General features: G+C 72.3%; 20 protein-coding genes. 6 read left to right on the forward strand and 14 right to left on the reverse strand.

All coding sequences use genetic code 11. The features are described 5' to 3' along the window. Positions 1-147: 147 nt before the first annotated feature. From IE258_RS33945 to IE258_RS33955, 3 genes are read right to left on the reverse strand one after another with little or no spacing between them, the layout of a single operon-like run. Positions 148-900, reverse strand: a complete 753-nt coding sequence (locus tag IE258_RS33945) for a DUF3710 domain-containing protein (protein ID WP_123626582.1) — start codon at positions 898-900, stop codon at positions 148-150. Between the two features lies 1 nt (position 901). Further along, on the reverse strand, positions 902-1,453 hold the full coding sequence (dut, locus tag IE258_RS33950; protein WP_189749631.1) for a dUTP diphosphatase: 552 nt from the start codon (positions 1,451-1,453) through the stop codon (positions 902-904). Beyond that, the gene (locus IE258_RS33955; protein ID WP_189749633.1) at positions 1,450-2,034 is read right to left on the reverse strand and encodes a PaaI family thioesterase; all 585 of its coding nucleotides are present in this window, start codon (positions 2,032-2,034) and stop codon (positions 1,450-1,452) included. Before IE258_RS33955 ends, dut begins: the two co-directional genes overlap by 4 nt. A 57-nt stretch (positions 2,035-2,091) precedes the next feature. On the opposite strand from IE258_RS33955, the gene IE258_RS33960 reads away from it, so the two are divergent. Then, on the forward strand, positions 2,092-2,556 hold the full coding sequence (locus IE258_RS33960; RefSeq protein WP_159328015.1) for a DUF3093 domain-containing protein: 465 nt from the start codon (positions 2,092-2,094) through the stop codon (positions 2,554-2,556). A 19-nt stretch (positions 2,557-2,575) separates the two neighbouring features. Here IE258_RS33960 and IE258_RS33965 read toward each other — a convergent pair whose 3' ends face one another. The 4 genes from IE258_RS33965 to IE258_RS33980 all read right to left on the reverse strand — a co-directional run bounded on the left by IE258_RS33965 (position 2,576) and on the right by IE258_RS33980 (position 6,149). Beyond that, entirely contained in the window at positions 2,576-3,529 is a 954-nt protein-coding gene (locus tag IE258_RS33965) for a hypothetical protein (protein ID WP_189749634.1), read from the reverse strand. A gap of 13 nt (positions 3,530-3,542) precedes the next feature. Continuing rightward, positions 3,543-3,839: a DUF4193 domain-containing protein gene (locus IE258_RS33970; protein ID WP_003993510.1), complete on the reverse strand. Its 297-nt coding sequence runs from the start codon at positions 3,837-3,839 to the stop codon at positions 3,543-3,545. A 405-nt stretch (positions 3,840-4,244) separates the two neighbouring features. Next, positions 4,245-5,489 (reverse strand): sensor histidine kinase, encoded by a 1,245-nt coding sequence (locus IE258_RS33975; RefSeq protein ID WP_189749636.1) that lies wholly within the window; start codon positions 5,487-5,489, stop codon positions 4,245-4,247. 6 nt (positions 5,490-5,495) lie between these two features. Further along, positions 5,496-6,149, reverse strand: a complete 654-nt coding sequence (locus IE258_RS33980; RefSeq protein ID WP_031134731.1) for a response regulator transcription factor — start codon at positions 6,147-6,149, stop codon at positions 5,496-5,498. 427 nt (positions 6,150-6,576) lie between these two features. Between IE258_RS33980 and IE258_RS33985 the strand changes: the two genes are divergently transcribed. Beyond that, positions 6,577-6,750 (forward strand): hypothetical protein, encoded by a 174-nt coding sequence (locus IE258_RS33985; protein WP_007387792.1) that lies wholly within the window; start codon positions 6,577-6,579, stop codon positions 6,748-6,750. Positions 6,751-7,381: 631 nt separating this feature from the next. On the opposite strand, the gene IE258_RS33990 is transcribed toward IE258_RS33985, so the two are convergent. Both IE258_RS33990 and IE258_RS33995 read right to left on the reverse strand, forming a co-directional pair. Continuing rightward, positions 7,382-8,200: an inositol monophosphatase family protein gene (locus IE258_RS33990; protein WP_189749637.1), complete on the reverse strand. Its 819-nt coding sequence runs from the start codon at positions 8,198-8,200 to the stop codon at positions 7,382-7,384. Between the two features lie 8 nt (positions 8,201-8,208). Continuing rightward, positions 8,209-9,336, reverse strand: a complete 1,128-nt coding sequence (locus IE258_RS33995) for a ferrochelatase (protein ID WP_189749638.1) — start codon at positions 9,334-9,336, stop codon at positions 8,209-8,211. Between the two features lie 163 nt (positions 9,337-9,499). Between IE258_RS33995 and IE258_RS34000 the strand changes: the two genes are divergently transcribed. Continuing rightward, a complete protein-coding gene (locus tag IE258_RS34000) occupies positions 9,500-10,756 on the forward strand; it encodes an MFS transporter (protein WP_189749760.1) in 1,257 nt (418 codons plus the stop codon). After that, positions 10,698-12,035, forward strand: coding sequence for a D-arabinono-1,4-lactone oxidase (locus tag IE258_RS34005; RefSeq protein ID WP_189749639.1), 1,338 nt, complete (start codon positions 10,698-10,700; stop codon positions 12,033-12,035). Before IE258_RS34000 ends, IE258_RS34005 begins: the two co-directional genes overlap by 59 nt. Here the strand turns inward: IE258_RS34005 and IE258_RS34010 are convergent. Beyond that, positions 11,959-12,840 carry a hypothetical protein gene (locus IE258_RS34010; RefSeq protein WP_189749640.1) on the reverse strand — a complete coding sequence of 294 codons (882 nt, stop codon included), beginning with the start codon at positions 12,838-12,840 and terminating at the stop codon, positions 11,959-11,961. The two genes, IE258_RS34005 and IE258_RS34010, sit on opposite strands and share 77 nt — an antisense overlap. A 472-nt stretch (positions 12,841-13,312) precedes the next feature. Here IE258_RS34010 and sepH point away from each other — a divergent pair, with 472 nt between their 5' ends. Further along, positions 13,313-14,371 (forward strand): septation protein SepH, encoded by a 1,059-nt coding sequence (gene sepH / locus IE258_RS34015; RefSeq protein WP_189749642.1) that lies wholly within the window; start codon positions 13,313-13,315, stop codon positions 14,369-14,371. 123 nt (positions 14,372-14,494) lie between these two features. Here the strand turns inward: sepH and IE258_RS34020 are convergent, their stop codons facing one another. After that, the gene (locus IE258_RS34020; RefSeq protein WP_189749643.1) at positions 14,495-15,346 is read right to left on the reverse strand and encodes a sulfurtransferase; all 852 of its coding nucleotides are present in this window, start codon (positions 15,344-15,346) and stop codon (positions 14,495-14,497) included. Positions 15,347-15,587: 241 nt separating this feature from the next. Between IE258_RS34020 and IE258_RS34025 the strand changes: the two genes are divergently transcribed. Next, entirely contained in the window at positions 15,588-16,391 is an 804-nt protein-coding gene (locus tag IE258_RS34025; protein WP_189749644.1) for a VOC family protein, read from the forward strand. Positions 16,392-16,448: 57 nt separating this feature from the next. Here the strand turns inward: IE258_RS34025 and IE258_RS34030 are convergent, their stop codons facing one another. The 3 genes from IE258_RS34030 to IE258_RS34040 all read right to left on the reverse strand — a co-directional run bounded on the left by IE258_RS34030 (position 16,449) and on the right by IE258_RS34040 (position 19,332). Continuing rightward, complete coding sequence (locus IE258_RS34030; RefSeq protein ID WP_189749646.1) at positions 16,449-17,297, reverse strand: class II fructose-bisphosphate aldolase; 849 nt, start codon at positions 17,295-17,297, stop codon at positions 16,449-16,451. A gap of 107 nt (positions 17,298-17,404) precedes the next feature. Then, positions 17,405-18,343 carry a DMT family transporter gene (locus tag IE258_RS34035; RefSeq protein ID WP_189749647.1) on the reverse strand — a complete coding sequence of 313 codons (939 nt, stop codon included), beginning with the start codon at positions 18,341-18,343 and terminating at the stop codon, positions 17,405-17,407. Then, positions 18,340-19,332, reverse strand: coding sequence for an N-acetylglucosamine kinase (locus IE258_RS34040; protein WP_189749649.1), 993 nt, complete (start codon positions 19,330-19,332; stop codon positions 18,340-18,342). The genes IE258_RS34035 and IE258_RS34040 overlap by 4 nt, the downstream gene beginning before the upstream one ends. Positions 19,333-19,368: the final 36 nt, after the last annotated feature.

Raw genomic sequence — 19,368 nt, forward strand, 5'->3', positions numbered from 1 at the left:
CACCAACGCGGGCGGGCGGATTCAACGGCCGCGGCCGTTGAATCCGCCCGCCACGCGTCCCGTCCGTACGGCGAAAGGGCCGCATCCCCCTGGGGACGCGGCCCTCGTGGCGCGCGTACGGCGAAGAGCGCCCTGTCGGGTCCTCGCCTAACGAACCTCGGTGATCTCCGGTCCGCGCTGGAGCTGGCCCATGCCGCCGGCGAAGCGGGAGCCCTCCTCCTGCTGGACACCTTCGGGAACCATCTGCGCGTCGTTCGGCAGCTTCAGGACGATGGGGTCCCTGGGGGCCATCGGGCCCTCGCCGCGGACGACGACGGTGTCCCGGAAGATCTGCTCCAGCAGACCGGCGGCCTGCGGCTGCACAGCGCCCTGGCCCGAGATCACCCCGCGCAGGAACCAGCGGGGCCCGTCCACGCCGACGAACCGCACGACCTGGAAGCCGCCGGTGCCGTCCGGCAGCTGCACCGGGACCTGGGCCCGCAGCTCCCAGCCCAGCGGACCCTCGACCTCGTCGATGATGCCGCCCTGCTGGGTGATGCCGGAGCCGATCTCCTCGCGCACCTCGCCCCAGATGCCCTCGCGCTTGGGCGCGGCGAAGCCCTGGAGCTGGATGGCGCTGTCCCGCAGTACGACGGTCGCGGCGACGATCGCGTCACCGGCGACCTCCACCCGCAGTTCCATGCCGTCGACCCCGGGGATGAACAGACCTCCCAGGTCGACCCGGCCCTCGCCCGGGTCGCGGACCTCGGTGCTGTCCCAGGGCCCGTCGGGGCGCGGCTCGGGCTCGAGCCGCACGCGTTCGCGCTCTTCGTCCGCCTCGGTGTCGACGCTGTCGACGACCTGCTCGGTCTCGCCGGCCGCGTCCTCGGCGGCATCCCTCTTCTTGCGACGTCCGAACACGTCACTGTCCTTCCCGGTCGGATACGACCGAAGCGTATCGATTCCCACCCGTCGGGCCGCCTTCGGCGACCTGACCGCTTGTGCCGCTTGCAGGGTCCAGCCCGGCGTGCCCGCCGGTGGACCCGAAGCCCCCCTCGGCCCGCGCCGAGCCGGGAAGTTCCGCGACCTGACGGAAGCGGACCCTCTCGACCTGCTGGACGACCAGTTGGGCAATCCGGTCGAAGCGCTCGAACCGCACGCTTTCGCGCGGGTCGAGATTCACCACGATCACCTTGATCTCCCCACGGTACCCGGCATCAATCGTCCCCGGGGCATTCACCAGGGCGACGCCGCAGCGGGCGGCCAGTCCGGAACGTGGGTGCACGAAGGCCGCGTACCCCTCGGGGAGCGCGACAGACACGCCCGTGGGCAGAACGGTGCGCTCGCCGGGCGCCAGCTCGCAGTCGACGGTGGTGCGCAGGTCGGCCCCCGCGTCGCCGGGCTGCGCGTAGGCCGGGAGCGGTACGTCGGGGTCGACGCGGCGGATCAGCACCTCGAGGTCGGCCCGGCTCACGGGTTCACCTCGAAGGCGCGGGCGCGGCGGAGCTGGTCGGGGTCGTCCATGGCGGCGCGGATCTCCTCCTCGCGGCCGTTCTGGACGAAGTGCTCGACCTTGACCTCGATGAAGAGGGCGTCGGCGCGGACGGCCACCGGACCGTCGGGGCCACCGATCCGGCCGGTGGCGGTGGAGTAGATCTTCCGGCCGGCCACCGCGGTGACCTCGGCCTCCAGGTACAGCGTCGTGCCCACGGGCACCGGACGCCTGAAGTCGGTCTCCAGTCGTCCGGTCACCGCGATCGTGCGCAGCAGCCAGTTGAGGGAGCCCAGCGTCTCGTCCAGGGCCGTGGCCAGCACCCCACCGTGCGCCAGGCCGGGGGCGCCCTGGTGGGCGGGGCGGACGGTGAACTCGGCGGTGATCGACACGCCTTCACCCGCCCGCGCCTGGAGGTGCAGTCCGTGGGGCTGGTCGCCGCCGCAGCCGAAGCACTGCCCGTAGTGGGCGCCGAGCAGCTCGCCGGGGGCGGGCGCGTCGGGGTGCCGTACGGGTTTCACGGCGTCGGCGGGGGGCTGAAGACCTGGGGAAGTACCACTCACAGGCGCAGACCTTACCCGCGCGTCGGCCGAACACCGATACCGTGCCAAGCTTGCTTCATGCAGCTCTCCACGGCCCCGTACGAAGAACGCCTCACCGCGCCCCGATCCTGGTGGCTGGTCTCCTTCCTGGTGGGGCTGGCGTTCGCGCTGATCCTGCTGCCGTTCGGCACGCTGCCGATGCTGGGCGGCCTGGTGGGCGGCACCGCGGTGGCGGCGGTGGCGGCCAGTTCGTACGGCGCGGTCCGCATCCGAATCGTGGGCGATTCGCTGGTCGCGGGCGAGGCGAAGGTGCCGCTCTCGGCGCTGGGCGAGGCGGAGGTCCTGGACCCGGAGGAGGCACGCGCCTGGCGCACGTACAAGGCCGACACCCGGGCGTTCCTGCTGCTGCGCGCCTACATCCCGAGGGCGGTGCGCGTGCTGGTCACGGACCCGGAGGACCCGACGCCGTACCTGTACCTGTCGACGCGTGAGCCGGAGCGGCTGATCGAGGCGCTGACGGCGGCGAAGGCTGCGGCCGCGTAGCACGGGCGCGTGCCGCGGGTCAGCGCTCGTCTTTGCCGAAGTTTTCCCCGCGGCCGGCGGAGCCGGGTCCGATTCCCTTGGTGATCTCGCCCATGTCCAGGGCGTCCTGCGGGCGTTCCAGGGCGGGGAGGTCGTCCAGGGCGCTCCAGGCGACCTGCCTCTTGCGCAGGTCGGTACGGATCCTGGCGGCCAGCTTTCTGGTGTCGCGTCGGTTCATCACGGCGCCCACGGCCGCGCCCACCATGAACGGCATCAGGTTCGGCAGGTCGCGCACCATCCGCTTCATGATCTGCTGGCGCAGCTGGCGCTTCATGTGGCTGTTCATCGCCGAGCCGAGGGTCGACGGCTTGGACACGTCGACTCCGCGTTCGTCCGACCACGAGTTCAGGTACGCGGTGCTGCGCTGGGTGAGGCCGCCGGGCGGCCGTACTCCGTAGACCTCGTGGAGTTCGGCGATCATCTTGAGCTCGATCGCCGCGACGCCGGTGATCTCGGCGGCCAGTTCGGTGGGCATCGCCGGTGGTACGGGCAGCATCGCCGCCGCGCCGACGCCCGCTCCCACGGTCGCCGTGCCCTTGGCCGCGCCGGCCACCAGGCGGTCGGCGAGCTCTTCGGGGCCGAGGCCGGGGAACTGCCTGCGCAGCGTCGCCAGGTCCCGTACGGGCACGCGCGGGGCCAGGTCGATGATCCGGTCGGCGAGGTGTCCCAGGGCTGCCCTGGCGCGGGCGCCGCCGTTGCGGACCCCCTGTCCCGCCTTCTCCCGGAACGCCGCTGCCCGGCGCCGGGCAGCGGGTGCCGGCGGCCGGGTGGTCGCCGGGAGGTCACTCCGGTCGGCCACTGGCTCGAGCGGGGCCTTCCCCGTATCGGTCGGGCCCCGCTCGTCGTCACGCGCGCTGTACGGACCGTAGGACGGCCCTTGGTCCGCTCCTCGTCGGGAGAAACGGCGCTTCCAGGGAGGGGTCGAGCCGGTCACGGCCGACCCCGCCTCAGTCGCAGTCGCGGCAGATCGGCTGGCCGTTCTTCTCCCGGGCCAGCTGGCTGCGGTGGTGCACCAGGAAGCAGCTCATGCAGGTGAACTCGTCCTGCTGCTTCGGCAGTACACGGACGGCCAGTTCCTCGTTCGAGAGGTCGGCGCCGGGAAGCTCGAGGCCTTCCGCGGCCTCGAACTCGTCGACGTCGACGGCCGAGGCGGACTTGTCGTTCCGCCGGGCCTTCAGCTCTTCGAGGCTGTCCGAGTCGACGTCGTCGTCGGTCTTGCGTGGAGTGTCGTAATCGGTTGCCATGGTCGCTCTCCCCCTCTGGGTGTCTGCGGTGTCTTCAGCGCACGTAACGCGTGAGAGGCCGGACTTGTGCCCGACCTGAGGCGGAGATTTTGCCTCACATCAAGGTCTGTTACTCAATCGACACCCAACCGGACTCCTCACGAGTGATCGGCTTGGATGGCGATGGGGACCGTACACGGTCCGAATGCCGCACTTCAAAGGCGTCTCACCGTGTACTTCCCGTGATCAGGGCCCCTGAAAACCGGGATTTTCCCGGCTTTCCGACAGGGTGCATGATCACGGAGAGTAGAGAGCGGGAAAGCCTCCGCTGTGATCGATCACACACGCGACTCCGGGGCCAGTGGCCTGGAAATTCCGCTCAAAGCGAACATCCTCGGGTCTCGGTGAGATGTCGGGGTCATGATCTCAGACGGGCAGCGTCACCCGCATCACGAGCCCCCCGCCCTCGCGCGGCTGGGCGTAGATGTGCCCGCCGTGCGCCCGGGCCACGGACCGCGCGATCGACAGCCCGAGGCCGACGCCCTTGTCGCTGCCCGTCCGCTCGGTGCGCAGCCGCCGGAACGGCTCGAAGAGGTTGTCCACCTCGTACGCCGGTACGACCGGGCCCGTGTTGGTGACCACCAGGACCGCCTGGCCGTTCTCGACGGCCGTGGCGACCTCCACCCAGCCCTGTTCGGCCACGTTGTAGCGCACGGCGTTCTGGACGAGGTTCAGGGCGATCCGCTCCAGCAGGACGCCGTTGCCCTGGACCACCGCGGCCTCGCGGGTGCCGCGGATCTCCACGCCCTTGCTCTCGGCCTCGGCGTGCACCTGATCGATGGCCTGGCCGGCCACCTCGGCGAGGTCCACCGGTTTGCGCTCGACGATCTGGTTGTCGCTGCGGGCCAGCAGCAGCAGGCCCTCGACCAGCTGCTCGCTGCGTTCGTTGGTCGCCAGCAGCGTCTTGCCGAGCTGCTGGAGCTCCACCGGCGCGTTCGGATCGGACAGGTGCACTTCCAGCAGGGTGCGGTTGATCGCCAGCGGCGTGCGCAGCTCGTGGGAGGCGTTGCCGACGAAGCGCTGTTGGGCGGTGAAGGCCCGCTGCAGCCGCTCCAGCATGTCGTCGAAGGTGTCGGCCAGCTCCTTCAGCTCGTCGTCCGGGCCGTCCAGCTCGATGCGGCGGGAGAGGTCGGAGCCGGCCACCGCGCGCGCGGTGCGGGTGATCCGGCCCAGCGGCGACAGGACGCGTCCGGCCATGGCGTAGCCGAAGGCGAAGGCGATCACGGCGAGGCCGAGGAGCGCCAGCAGCGAACGGCTGAGCAGGTTGTCCAGCGCGACCTTGCGCTGGTGGTCCATGCAGTCGCTGATCGCCGCGTTGAAGTCGGACAGCGACAGGTTGCCGTTGTCGACCACGGGACAGGTGCTGCTGGAGACCTTGAGGCCGGTGAAGTCGACGATCTTGTACAGCGGTTCGTTGCCGGTGCGCACCGCCTGGGCGGCCAGGAGGTAGATGATCGACAGCAGCAGGATGCCGGCGATCAGGAACATGCCGCCGTACAGCAGCGTGAGCCGTATCCGGATGGTGGGGCGCAGCCACGGCAGGGGCGTGGCCGAGCGGGGATCCCACGTGGGCTTGGGGGGCGCCCCGGGGGGCGCGGGTGTCGTCGCCACAGCCGCTCAGATCCGGTAGCCGGAGCCGGGGACGGTGACGATGACGGGCGGCTCGCCCAGCTTGCGGCGCAGGGTCATGACGGTCACGCGCACGACGTTGGTGAACGGGTCGGTGTTCTCGTCCCAGGCCTTCTCCAGGAGCTGCTCCGCGGAGACCACGGCGCCCTCACTGCGCATGAGGACCTCCAGGACGGCGAACTCCTTGGGGGCGAGCTGCACCTCCTGGCCGTCGCGGAAGACCTCGCGGCGGTTCGGGTCGAGCTTGATCCCGGCGCGCTCGAGGACGGGCGGCAGGGGCACGCTGGTGCGCCGGCCCAGGGCGCGCACGCGGGCGATCAGCTCGCTGAACGCGAAGGGCTTGGGCAGGTAGTCGTCGGCGCCGATCTCCAGGCCCTCGACCCGGTCGCTGACGTCGCCGGAGGCCGTGAGCATGAGCACGCGCGTGGGCATGCCCAGCTCGACGATCTTGCGGCAGACGTCGTCGCCGTGCACGAGGGGGAGGTCGCGGTCGAGGACGACCACGTCGTAGTCGTTGACGCCGATGCGTTCCAGGGCGGCCGCACCGTCGTACACGACGTCGACGGCCATGGCCTCCCGGCGCAGTCCGGTGGCCACCGCATCGGCGAGCAGCTGCTCGTCCTCGACGACGAGTACGCGCACGTCGCTTGTCCTTCCTGTGTCCACCCGCGTAGCGCTTCTCGGACGCACGAGGGCAGGGGGCTGGTGGGTGTGTTGCCTCCATCCTGCCCTTTTCGGCCATAAGTCGGCTGTAAGTCGGGTGAGGGGCCGGTGACGAAGATCGGCGCGGAAAGGCCGCCGGAGCGGGAATGCGAGATTTTCTCGCGCGGTTGAGGTTTCCGCGAAGGGGAGCTGGGGGAGGACGGCTTTACACCCCGCGATCACGCTCTGCCTGTACCGCGTTACCGCGCGGTACGCCGCGGTCCGCTTCCGCAGAGCGGGCGTGGGTGTCCGGCACGGTCGCCGCCCGGCAGGGCAGCGCTGGGCACTCCACCGGAGGCGTGATCGCCCCTTCCGATCGGCACACCCCCGTGCCAACGACCCACGACCCAGGACGAGGGGGCGCAGCATGGACGCTTTCACCGCAGGACTTCTGCAGCGCATAAAGACGACCGAGTCCGACCTGTCCCGGGCCCGCGACGAGGGCGACGAGTTCCTTGTCGAGGTGGAGCTGGGCGAGCTCGACGATCTGCGCCGTCTCGCTGCCGAGCACGGTGTGGAGGTCAGCGCGACCAACGCCTGATCGGCCCGCGGAGAACGAGGCCCCGGTGGGATCCAGCACCGGGGCCTCGTCATGCGCGGTGCCGTGCTGCGGTGCGTGGTGTGCCCCGGCGGCCACGGAGTACGGGCAGCACAGGTGGGGCGGTCGGGGCAGGCCGTGCGGCGCGGCCGGGCGGAAGGGCTGCCCGATCCGGCCCGGCGGGGGACACGCCTGAGCGGTCTCCGGGACCAGGTGAGCCGGGAGGGGGGCCGCCGAACCCCGCCCGGCAAGCGGGCAGCGGCGGGACGGAGAGGCGGTCCAGACCCACGTGCCTGACCGTGCGGCCGAGGGGCCGAGGGGCCCGACCGCAACGACCTCCGCCGGCCCGCTCGTCGGCCCACGACGCGATGTGACCGGACGCTGGATCGACGGCGGAACCGAGTGTGGTGTCGACGGCGGAACCGACCGCGGGAGCATGCCCGCGGCGGCCCGCTCGGGCGGGGCGGGCCGCCGCCCCGCACCACCCGGTGGGGCGGCGTGACGCGGCCCCGCATGCGTCGGCGCAGCCTCCCCGCTCGGCACCCGGCACGCCCGCGGGGCGCGCGGGCACGGCGCCGGGCGACGGCACTCCCCCGCGGGGACCGACGCCGCCCTCCGCACAACCGCCGGCGGCCTACGCTCCGAAGTCCGTCAGGAGCCGCTGGAGGGGATCGAAGACGGCCGGGGTGGCGGCGATGGTCAGGGCGCCGGAGGGGCGCTCACCGGGGCGTCCACCGGTCACCGCGCCCGCCTCACGGGCGATCAGGTCCCCCGCCGCGAGGTCCCAGGGGTGCAGTCCGCGCTCGTAGTAGCCGTCGAGGCGTCCCGCGGCCACGTCGCACAGGTCGATCGCGGCCGAGCCGCCGCGCCGGATGTCCCGCACCAGCGGGATCAGCCGTCGCGCGATCTCGGCCTGCTCCGCGCGGACGTCGGCGACGTAGTTGAAGCCGGTGGAGACCAGCGCCTGGTCCAGCGGTGCGGCGGACCGGCAGGCGAGCCTTCGTTCGCCCTCCCAGGCGCCGGTCGCCCAGGCGCCGCCGCCCAGGACCGCGTGGTAGGACTCGCCCCGCATCGGGGCCACGACCGCGCCGGCCACCCGCTCGCCGTCCTGCTCGGCGCAGATGGAGACCGCCCAGGTGGGCAGTCCGTACAGGTAGTTCACCGTGCCGTCCAGCGGGTCGATGACCCAGCGGATGCCACTGGTGCCCTCCGTGGCGGCACCCTCCTCGCCGAGGAAGCCGTCGTCGGGGCGGCGCTCGGCGATCAGCCCGGTGATCAGCTTCTCCGCGGCGATGTCCATCTCGGTGACCACGTCGATCGGGCTGGACTTGGTGGCGGCGACCGCCAGGTCGGCCGGGCGGCCGTCCCGCAGCAGCTCGCCCGCGCGACGGGCGGCCTCCTGGGCGATCTTCAGCAGGTCGGCGTGGAGCGGGTCGGGCGTCACGTCGGTCACGGGGGTCCTCACGCGTAGGGGCTGTCGGCGCCCGCGGCGGCGGGCCGGGGGGCACGGGCCGGGCAGCAGCCGACCGGGCACAGGTTGTGGCTCGCGCCGAGCGCGCCGAGGGCGCAGGGCGCGACCTCCTGCCCGCGCTCGTCGCCCGCCCGCTCCAGGACCAGGTCGCGGACGGCCGCGGCGAAGCGCGGGTCGGCGCCCACGGTGGCCGAGCGGCGCACCGGCAGCCCAAGCTCCTCCGCCTTGGCGGTGGCCTCCGTGTCGAGGTCGTACAGGACCTCCATGTGGTCGGAGACGAAGCCGATGGGGGCCATCACGACCGCGGGCACACCGGCCGCCTGCCGTTCCTCCAGGTGGTCGCAGATGTCGGGCTCGAGCCACGGGATGTGCGGGGCTCCGGAACGCGACTGGTAGACGAGCTGCCAGGGGTGGTCGACGCCGGTGCGCTCGCGGACGGCGTCGGCGATCACCTGGGCCACGTCCAGGTGCTGGCGCACGTACGCCCCGCCGTCGCCGTGCTCCTCGACCGGGCCGGACGTGTCGGCTGCGGAGGTGGGGATCGAGTGGGTGCAGAACGCGATGTGCGCGCCGTCCCTGACCTCCTCGGGCAGCTCCGCCAGGGACCGGACGACCCCGTCGACCATCGGCTCGACGAAGCCGGGGTGGTTGAAGTAGTGCCGGAGCTTGTCGATCTTCGGCAGCTCCAGCCCCTCGGACTCCAGGGCGGCGAGGGCGTCCGCCAGGTTCTCGCGGTACTGGCGACAGCCCGAGTAGGAGGCGTAGGCGCTGGTCGCGAGGACCAGGATGCGGCGGCGGCCGTCGCCGACCATCTCGCGCAGGGTGTCCGTCAGGTACGGCGCCCAGTTGCGGTTGCCCCAGTAGACCGGCAGGTCCAGGCCGTGCTCGGCGAAGTCCTTGCGCAGGGCGTCCAGCAGGGCGCGGTTCTGGTCGTTGATGGGGCTGACGCCGCCGAAGAGGAAGTAGTGCTGTCCGACTTCCTTGAGGCGTTCCTTGGGGATGCCGCGCCCCCGGGTCACGTTCTCCAGGAACGGGACCACGTCGTCCGGGCCCTCCGGGCCGCCGAACGAGAGCAGGAGCAGGGCGTCGTAAGGGCTGGCATCGAGCACGTCTGGCATGCCCCGATCCTGCCACCCGGCACTGACAGCGGGGAAACGGTGGGGTACCGACCGTGCGTTTCACCAGGTCCGAGGGGGTGTTTCCGAACGAAGGGGCGAGTAAGCTGTATCGACTGCGTTCGCACCTTACTGACTCGTGACCGAGCCGCTTCCGGAGACCTCGTTGGCCAGTCCCTACCGCGCCCTGTTCGCCCTCCCCGGCACCAAGGGCTTCTCCGCCGCGGGTTTCCTCGGCCGGATGCCGCTGTCGATGATGGGCATCGGCGTGGTGACGATGATCTCCCAGCTCACCGGGCGGTACGGACTGGCCGGTGCCCTGTCGGCCACCATCGCGCTCGCCGCCGCCGTGGCCGGACCCCAGGTCTCCCGCCTGGTCGACCGGTACGGGCAGCGCCGGGTGCTGCGCCCGGCGACGCTGGTGTCGCTGACCGCGGCGGCGGTCCTGCTGCCCGCCGCGCACTACGGGTGGCCGGACTGGGTGCTGTTCGCGGCCTGCGTCGGCATCGGCTGCGTGCCGAGTCTCGGGGCGATGGTCCGGGCCCGCTGGGCGGCCCTTTACCGGGGCACGCCGCAACTGCACACCGCGTACTCCTTCGAGTCCGTGGTGGACGAGGTCTGCTTCATCTTCGGCCCGATCATCTCCATCGGCCTGTCGACGGCCTGGTTCCCGGAGGCCGGCCCGCTGCTCGCGGCCTGCTTCCTGGCGACCGGTGTCTTCTGGCTGACCTCGCAGCGCGCCACCGAGCCCGAGCCGCACCCGCGCGAGCACAAGGGCGGCGGCACGGCGCTGCGCTCCCGGGGGCTGCAGGTCCTGGTGGGCACCTTCGCGGCCACGGGGACGATCTTCGGGGCCATCGACGTCGTCACCGTGGCGTTCGCCGAGGAGGAGGGACACAAGGCCGCCGCCAGCCTCGTCCTCGCCCTCTACGCGGCGGGCTCGTGCACGGCGGCCATGATCTTCGGGCTGCTGCGCTTCGCCGGGCCGCCGGAACGCCGCTGGCTCCTGGGCGTGTGTGCGATGGCCGTGAGTATGATCCCCCTCCTACTGGTCGGAAACTTGCCGTTTCTGGCCGCGGCGCTGTTCGTTGCGGGTCTGTCCATCGCTCCCACGATGATCACGACGATGTCCCTCATCGAAGAGCACGTGCCACGCACGCAGCTCACCGAGGGCATGACCTGGGTGAGCACCGGACTCGCGGTCGGGGTCGCGCTCGGCTCCTCCGCGGGCGGCTGGGTGATCGACGCCTCCGGGGCGCGCGCGGGGTACGGGGTTCCGGCGGTGGCCGGGGCCGTCGCGGTCGCGGTCGGTTTCCTCGGGTACCGCCGGCTCAAGCGGCCGGAACCGCGTCGGGGAGGGACCGTTGAGCAGCACACGCACGGCGAACGGCAGGACGAGCGGCCGGAACGGCACATGGCGTAACTGGGGCGGCAACGTCTCGGCGCGCCCCGCGCGGGAGGTCGCTCCCGCCTCCGTGGACGAACTGGCCGACGCCGTTCGCCGGGCGGCCGAGGACGGGCTGCGGATCAAGGCGGTCGGCACCGGGCACTCGTTCACCTCGATAGCCGCGACGGACGGTGTGTTGATCCGCCCTCAACTGTTGACGGGCATCCGCCGTGTCGACCGTGACGCCATGACGGTCACGGTCGAGGCGGGCACCCCGCTCAAGAGGCTCAACATGGCGCTCGCGCGTGAGGGCCTGTCGCTGACCAACATGGGCGACATCATGGAGCAGACCGTCTCCGGGGCCACCAGCACCGGCACCCACGGCACCGGCCGCGACTCGGCCTCGATTGCCGCCCAGATCCGGGGCCTGGAGCTGGTCACGGCGGACGGTTCGGTGCTGACCTGCTCCGCGGACGAGAACCCCGAGGTGTTCGCCGCCGCCCGGATCGGCCTCGGAGCGCTGGGCGTCGTCACCGCGATCACCTTCGCCGTGGAGCCGGTCTTCCTGCTGACCGCCCGCGAGGAACCGATGCCGTTCGACCGGGTCCTGGCCGACTTCGACGCCCTGTGGTCCGAGAACGAGCACTTCGAGTTCTACTGGTTCCCGCACACCAACAGCACCAACACCAAGCGCAACAACCGCAGCGCCGGTCCGGAGCGGCCGGTGGGCCGGTTCAAGGGCTGGCTGGACGACGAGTTCCTCTCCAACGGCCTCTTCCAGGGGGTCAACTGGGTCGGCCGCGCGGCACCCGCCACCATCCCGTCGATCGCCCGGATCTCCAGCCGGGCACTCTCCGCGCGGACGTACACGGACACCCCCTACAAGGTCTTCACATCCCCGCGCCGGGTGCGGTTCGTGGAGATGGAGTACGCCGTTCCGCGCGGGGCCGTCGTCGAGGCGCTGCGCGAACTGCGGGCGATGGTCGAACGGTCACGGCTGCGGATCAGCTTCCCGGTCGAGGTGCGCACGGCCCCGGCCGACGACATCACGCTGTCCACCGCGTCGGGCCGCGACAGCGCGTACATCGCCGTGCACATGTTCCGGGGGACGCCCTACCAGGCGTACTTCACCGCCGCCGAACGCATCTTCACGGCGCACGAGGGCCGGCCGCACTGGGGCAAGGTGCACACCCGGGACGCCGAGTACCTCTCCCGGGTGTACCCGCGCTTCGGCGAGTTCACGGCGCTGCGGGACCGTCTTGACCCGGAGCGCCGGTTCCAGAACGACTACTTGCGCCGGGTTCTGGGGCCGTAGCCGAGGCGTCCGGGTCGGGCGCCTCGGTGCCGCCGGTGCCCTCGTCGCCGGTGGCGTCCGGGGTGGGCGTCGGGCTGGCCGCCGTACCGCCGTCCTCCGCGGAGCCGCCGCCCTTCGACGGGCTCTCACCGGTGCCGTCCGGGCTCGCGGAGGGGGTGGAGGCCGGGGCGTCGTTCCCCGTACCGGGGTCCTTCTCTTCGCCCGAGCCGCCGGAGCCACCCGAGTCGCGGCCGTGCTGCCCGTCCTCGGAGCCGTCTGAGCCGCCGGAACCGCCCGACTCCCCCGAATCGGCCGCCGACTTGCCGTGACCGGTGAAGGCGCTGCCGACGGTGGTGCTGTGGCCGCCGCTCAGGTTCTGGCCGGAGGCGACCTCGTACACGGTGATCCCGGCCATGGTGACGCCGAAGACCAGGGCCGCCGCGACCAGCGGGCGGCGCCAGCCCTTGGCCCGCGCGCGGTAGACGGTCCCCTCGGTGAAATCGCCCGAGGCCGGGGGCGGCACGGCCGCCGCGACCGACGCGGTCCGCCCGCCGGTCCGCACCGTGGCGACGGTGCGCTTCACCCGGATCTGCTCCCCGGTGCGCTTGAAGAAGTGCTGCAGCACCGAGCCCCCGCAGGTGGCGACGACACTGATCAGACCGGCGCCGGCGATCGTGCCGTAGACACCGAAGGAGGAGGCGAGTTTGGCGGCCACCACCGCGGCCAGGGCGCTGCCCGCGACCTGGGGCACGCTCAGGTCGATGCGCCTGGACTCCCCCTTCGAACGCACGTCTGCCTCGCCTGCGTCATCGGACCTTTCGCGCATTGTCGGACCTTGCCTGCCTTTCCCATACGGGATCGATCAACTGCACGAGAAAGGGACGTGCGGCCGAAACCATTAGTTCCGTTTCTGGTGATTGCGTGAAGTACGCCACGTCCAAGATCGCGGAAATCGCGCCAGGGACGGCCAAGCGTCACCTCTTGCCAGAAGTTGGGCGGCGTGCCAATCCACGCACGTGGCCCGAATGGAGTACTGTTGCGAGCCCTGGAGCCGGTCTCCCGACAGGGGGTCCGGCACCTTGAAGGACCGCCGGGAGGGGGCTAGTTGCACAGGGTGACGGAGTTGGTCACTTAGCGTTGCGAATAGGTAACCGTGCCATAACGGCGATCCAGGGCCCGCGCCCGACACGCCGGGCAACTCGGCAAGGTTGTGGCAGGCTGCACCCGGGCAGGCCACACTCGACAGAGCGGAAGCAGCGACGCACGTGACGTCGGCAGGCACCACCCGGGAGGTCCCCATGCCCGAACTGCGTGTCGTGGCCGTCTCGAATGACGGCACACGGCTGGTGCTGAAGGCTGCGGACAGCACGGAGTACACGCTTCCGATCGATGAGCGGCTCCGGGCCGCCGTGCGCGGCGACCGTCCGCGCCTCGGCCAGATCGAGATCGAGGTGGAGAGCCATCTCCGCCCCCGCGACATCCAGGCACGTATACGGGCCGGCGCGACCGCGGAAGAGGTCGCCCAGATGGCCGGCATCCCCGTCGATCGCGTACGGCGCTTCGAGGGCCCCGTGCTGGCCGAGCGCGCCTTCATGGCGGAGCGGGCCCGCAAGACCCCCGTCCGCCGCCCCGGCGAGAACTCCGGGCCGCCCCTCGGCGAGGCCGTCCAGGAGCGGCTGCTGCTGCGCGGCGCCGACAAGGACACCGTCCAGTGGGACTCCTGGCGCCGCGACGACGGCACCTGGGAAGTCCTGCTGGTCTACCTGGTCGCGGGCGAACCGCACTCGGCGAGCTGGACGTACGACCCACCCCGGCGGCTCGTCCAGGCCGTCGACGCGGAGGCGCGCGCGCTGATCGGCGAGTCCGACGACCTCGCCGCACCCGAGCCCAGCTTCCCGTTCGTGCCGCGCATCGCCCGGCTGCCCCGCGACCGGCCGCTGGACCGCACCCTGGACCGGGAGCAGCGGGAGCGGCCGAGTCTGCCCCCGCCGCCTGTCGAGCCGGCCGAGGACACCGCGGCCACCGCCTCGGCGGAGCGGGAACGCGACTCGCTCACCAGCCTGTTGGAGGCGGTGCCGAGCTTCCGCGGCGACCTGGTGGTGCCCGAGCGTGCTCCGGAGCCGGTGGAGGAGCCCGTCGAGGAACCCGAGGTGGAGGAGCCCCCCGCCCCCGCGGCGTCGGCCGGCTCCGCCTACGCCGACGTGCTCATGCCGCGCTCGGTGGCCAGCCACCGCGACCGTCTCACCGGTTCCACCGACCGCCAGGCCGAGGCCGACGGCGTCCGGCCGGGCCGCCGCGCGGCGGTGCCGAGCTGGGACGAGATCGTGTTCGGAACGCGGCGCAAGAAGCAGGACTAGCGCGTCCTCGCCGGACAACGTGCACGAGGCCGGGGCCGCACCCGCGTGGGTGCGGCCCCGGTCTCTGTCCCAACTGCGGGCCCGGCCTCTGCTCCTACTGCGGGTTCGGCCCCACCGCTGCCCCTACTGCGGGTCCGGCCCCACCGCGACGGGGCGGGCCGGGTCCGACGACCACTCGGACCACGAACCCACGTACAGCTCCGCCGGAATACCCGCCACCGCCAGCGCGAGCACCTCGTGGGCACCCGACACGCCCGAGCCGCAGTACACGCCGACCGCGCCGTTCTCCGTGGCGCCCAGGGTGTTGAAGCGTGCCCGGAGTTCTTCCGCGGGCAGGAAGCGCCCGTCCGGGGCGACGTTGTCGGTCGTGGGGGCGGACAGCGCTCCCGGGATGTGGCCGCCGACCGGATCGATCGGTTCCACCTCGCCCCGGTAGCGCTCCCCCGCGCGCGCGTCGAGCAGCACTCCGGACCGGGCCAGCGCGGCGGCCCCGTCCGCGTCCAGCAGGCCCGGCGCACCCGGTACCGGTGTGAAGTCGCCCTCCTCGGGCGTCGGGACGTCCGTCGACAGCGGCGCCTGCCAGGACGGCAACCCGCCGTCGAGGACCCGCACGTTCGGGTGACCCGTCCAGCGCAGCAGCCACCAGGCGCGGGCCGCCGCCCACCCCTGTCCGCCGTCGTAGACGACGACCGGCCGCCCCTGCGACACGCCCGCCCGGCGCATCGCCGCGCCGAACTCGGCGACGTCGGGCAGCGGGTGCCGGCCGTTCGCACCCGGCGCCGAGGCCAGCTCCCTGTCCAGGTCGACGTAGACGGCGCCGGGAAGGTGCCCCGACGCGTACTCGGCGCGGCCGTCGAACGGCGGGGCCCCGGCCGCCCTCGCCGTGCTCAGTTGCCAGCGGACGTCCAGCAGGACGGGCGGGTTGGCGCCCGCCAGTTCGTCGACGAGTGCGGATGCGGAGATGATGGCGTTCATGGCCCCATCCTGGCGTACCGAGTGGCCGAGGCGTCGATGTCGGGCTACTCTGCCCGCCGGACAGTACCGATCACGAGGCGTACGGGTTCGGGCACATGCTGTACTGCCCGGGCAGGCGGGCTGCCCCACGAGCGCGAGCTCGCCCGAACCACGCACCGGAACCCGGTGCCGGTGTCGGTGCCGAGGCCCGTCGGAGCGGAAGCGGACGCACGGCCCGCGGAGGGCCGAGAAGAGGGTGACGATGACCGACGCACGGGGATCGGACAGCCGGATCGGCGAGACGAACGCCCGGCGCGCGCCCGGCACACCCTGCTGGGTGAGTCTGATGGTGCACGGACCGGCCGCCACCCACGACTTCTACGGTGCCCTGTTCGGCTGGGAGTTCCGGCCGGGGCCCCAGCAACTGGGCCCGTACGCGCGGGCCCTGCTCGACGGGCGCGAGGTGGCCGGTATCGGCCAGTTGCCGCCCGACCGGCAACTGCCCACCGCCTGGACGCCGTACTTCGCCTCCAACGACGTCAACCGCACGGCCGAGACGGTGCGCCTGTGCGGTGGCACGGTCGGCGTCGGGCCGCTGGACGCGGGCGAGGCGGGCCGCATGGCCCTCGGCTCCGACCCCGCGGGCGCCGTCTTCGGCATCTGGCAGGCGGCCGCGCACCTGGGCACGGCCGTCACGGGCGTGCCCGGCACGCCGGCCTGGAACGAACTGCTGACCTACGAGACGGCGAGCGTCGCCAAGTTCTACGAGACGGTCTTCGGCTTCGAGCTGGTTCCGGAGACCTCCACCGACCGCGACCACGTCACCCTGCGCCTCGCCGGCCGGCCGGTCGCCGGCATCCACGGCGTCGGCGACACCCTGCCGCGCGACCGGGGCCCGCACTGGATGACGTACTTCGAGGTGGCCGACACGGACGAGTCCGTGCAGCGCCTCGTCGACCTGGGCGGGCACGTCCTCGACCCGGCCCGGGACACGCCCCACGGCCGAGCGGCGACGGTCGCGGATCCGGAGGGCGCGCGGTTCACGCTGCTGCACGCGGAGCGGTGACGCGGGACTGAGGCACTGAGGGCGGCCGGTACGCGTACCGGGCGCCCTCAGTGCCGCTCAGCCGCCGACCACACCGAGCAGGACGCGTACCGTCTCCGCCATCGCTTCCCGGCCCCGGGCGACGTAGGGGCGGGGGTCGGTCAGGTCGGGGCGCGCCGCCAGCGTCTCGCGGACCGCGCCGGTGAAGGCGATGTTGAGGGCTGTACCGACGTTGATCTTCACGATGCCCGCCCGGACGGCTCGCCGCAGTTCGTCGTCCCCGACACCCGACGAACCGTGCAGTACCAGGGGGACGGGCACGGCCTCCCGCAGTCGCCCGATCAGCGCGTGGTCCAGGGACGCGGAGCGTTCGGTCATCGCGTGGCTGCTGCCGACGGCGACGGCCAGCGCGTCCACGCCGGTGTCCGCCACATAGCGCGCGGCCTCCTCCGGGTCGGTGCGCACCCCGGCCGCGTGGGCGCTCGCGGGGGCGTCGGGTTTGCCGCCCACGTACCCGAGTTCGGCCTCCAGCCACAGGCCCGCGCCGTGGGCCCACTGCGCGGCGGCGCGGGTGGCGGCCAGGTTCTCGGCGTAGGGCTGTGCCCCGGCGTCGAACATCGCGGAGGAGAACCCCGCGTCGGCTGCCGTGCGCAGCAGTCCCATGTCCGTCACATGGTCCAGGTGCAGTGCGACGTCGACGTCACCGGCCTTGGCGACCTCGGCCGCGGCCCGTGCGATCGGCTCGACCCGGCCGCCGTGGAACCGCACGGCGTTCTCGCTGATCTGCAGGATCACCGGGGCGCCCGCGGCGGCGGCACCGGAGGTGATCGCCTCGGCGTGTTCCAGTGTGATGACGTTGAACGCCGCGACGGCCCGGCCGGCGGCCGTGGCCGCCGAGACGAGTTCGCGCGTGGGGACCAGGGGCATGGGGGTGTTCCCCCTCGCTTTCGTGTTGCTTCGACGGGCGGTCGGTCCGGCCGGTACGGGGCGGTCGCCGCCCCGCACGGCCGGTACGGGTGGATGGGTGTGCGGGGCTACCGGCCGACAGGGCTCACGTCGTTGTCCGCCGCTCCCGGTGCGACGGAACTCTCGCCGCTCTTCTCGTCGCTGTAGACCATCAGGGTCGAGCCCGCGAGGGCCAGCACGATGCCCAGGGTGCCCCACACGCTGGGCAGCGTCTGGTAGACCGCCAGGGACAGCACGATGGTCAGGACCGGGGCGAGTGCGTTGGTGACGGGGGCGACGACCGTGGCCTTGCCCCGGCTGAACGCCATGACCAGGAACAGTGCGCCGACCGCGTTGAGGACCTGGGTCACGGCGGTGAGCGCCGGTGCCTGCCAGGGGGCCCCGTCCGGGAGACCGCCCATGAGCGCGAACGCCACGGGCACCAGCAGGAGTCCGCTGATGGTCATCCACCCGAAGGTGGTCGCGTCGTTGACGCCGACGAGGGCGGCCTTGCGCATGCAGAACGCCTGCACGCCCCAGGCGACGCAGACCAGGATGGCGATCAGCAGCCACGGGCCGTGCGAGTCCGAGTCGTCCGAGCCGCTGGGAATGCTGAGCAGCACGATCGCCACCAGCGCCGCGACCACGCCCACGACGGCGAGCCGGGTGATCCGCTCTCGCAGCAGCACCGTCGCCATGAGCACGGTGATCACCGGGGAGAGCGACACCAGGGGGAAGATCAGGTACGCGGGGCCGTCGGAGAGCGCCTGGAACAGCAGCAGTTGTCCGCCGGCCCCGGTCAGTCCCGCGATCAGTCCGTACATCGCGGCGACCGGGCGTCGGTCGAAGCTGTTGCCGCGCATCGCGAAGAAGGCGGGGATGAGCATCGTGAAGGCCCAGATGATGTAGATCATCTCGTTGGGGTAGCCGTACCTGCTGTTCGGCTCGCTGGAGAAGGCGCCCCACACACCCCAGAACAGGACCAGCAGCGACGCGTACAGGATCCAGCTTCTTGTGCCGTTCTTCATTGTTCGTCCTCTCCTGAGGCAGGGGCCCCGGAGGTCCCGCGCAGCACGTCGAGCGCCGGCCGGTCGAGCGGGGTTCCGGCGAGTTTCGCCGCGTACAGGGCGGCGCCCACGACGGGTTCGTACAGGGGGTGCCGCAACTCGTAACCGGTGAAGCGGCTGTTCAGCCCGGTGGTGAACGCCTCCAGGACCGGGGCGGCGCCGAAGGTGCCGCCCGAGTAGGAGACGGGCACGGTGTCGTCCGGGCCGAACTCCAGGCGTTCGCGGGTGACGTCCACGAGGAGGGCGAGTTCGCGGCCGGCCTCGGCGAGGATCGACGCGGCGGTCTCGTCGCCCAGTGCGGCCGACTCGGCCACCGAGCGGCTGAGTGCGGCGATCCGGCCCCGGTCGCCCTGCCACCGGTTGTGGACGACGTCGATCACGTCGAGGTCGGACCCGAGGTCGAGCCGGCTGCGGAACACCCCGGCCAGGGGGCCTTCGGGGAGCCGTCCGTCGCTCATCCGGGAGAAGGCGTTGAGGCCGCGGACCGCGATCCAGTACGCCGATCCCTCGTCGCCGAACGTCTCGCTCCAGCCGCCGATGCGTACGCCCCGGCCGAGCCGCTCGCCGTACGTCATCGAGCCGGTGCCGCTGATGACGTTGACGCCGTCGACCGCGCCCAGCGATCCCGCCCAGCCGCAGACCATGTCGTTGTCGCAGGCGTAGCGGTCGTGCCCGAGCACCGCTCGCGGTGTGGCGTCCAGGACGGGCACGTCGTGGGCCACCTCCCCGTAGCCGGGCAGGCCGAAGAAGGCGTACTCGATGTCGGCCGGGGCCAGTTCGGCCGCGGCGCAGACGGCGTCGACACCTTCCTTCAGAACACGTCCGACCAGCTCGATACCGTGGGAGAAGTAGTACGAACTCGCCGCCTGGGCGCGCGCCACCACTCGTCCGGACCGGTCGACCAGGCAGAAGGCGGTTTTCGTACCGCCGCCGTCGACACCCAGGAACATCGTCGTACCTCCGTCCGGCGCCCTCGAGCCGCGCCG

It is taken from the genome of Streptomyces tendae, from assembly GCF_014650435.1.
Taxonomy (GTDB): Bacteria; Actinomycetota; Actinomycetes; order Streptomycetales; family Streptomycetaceae; genus Streptomyces; species Streptomyces tendae.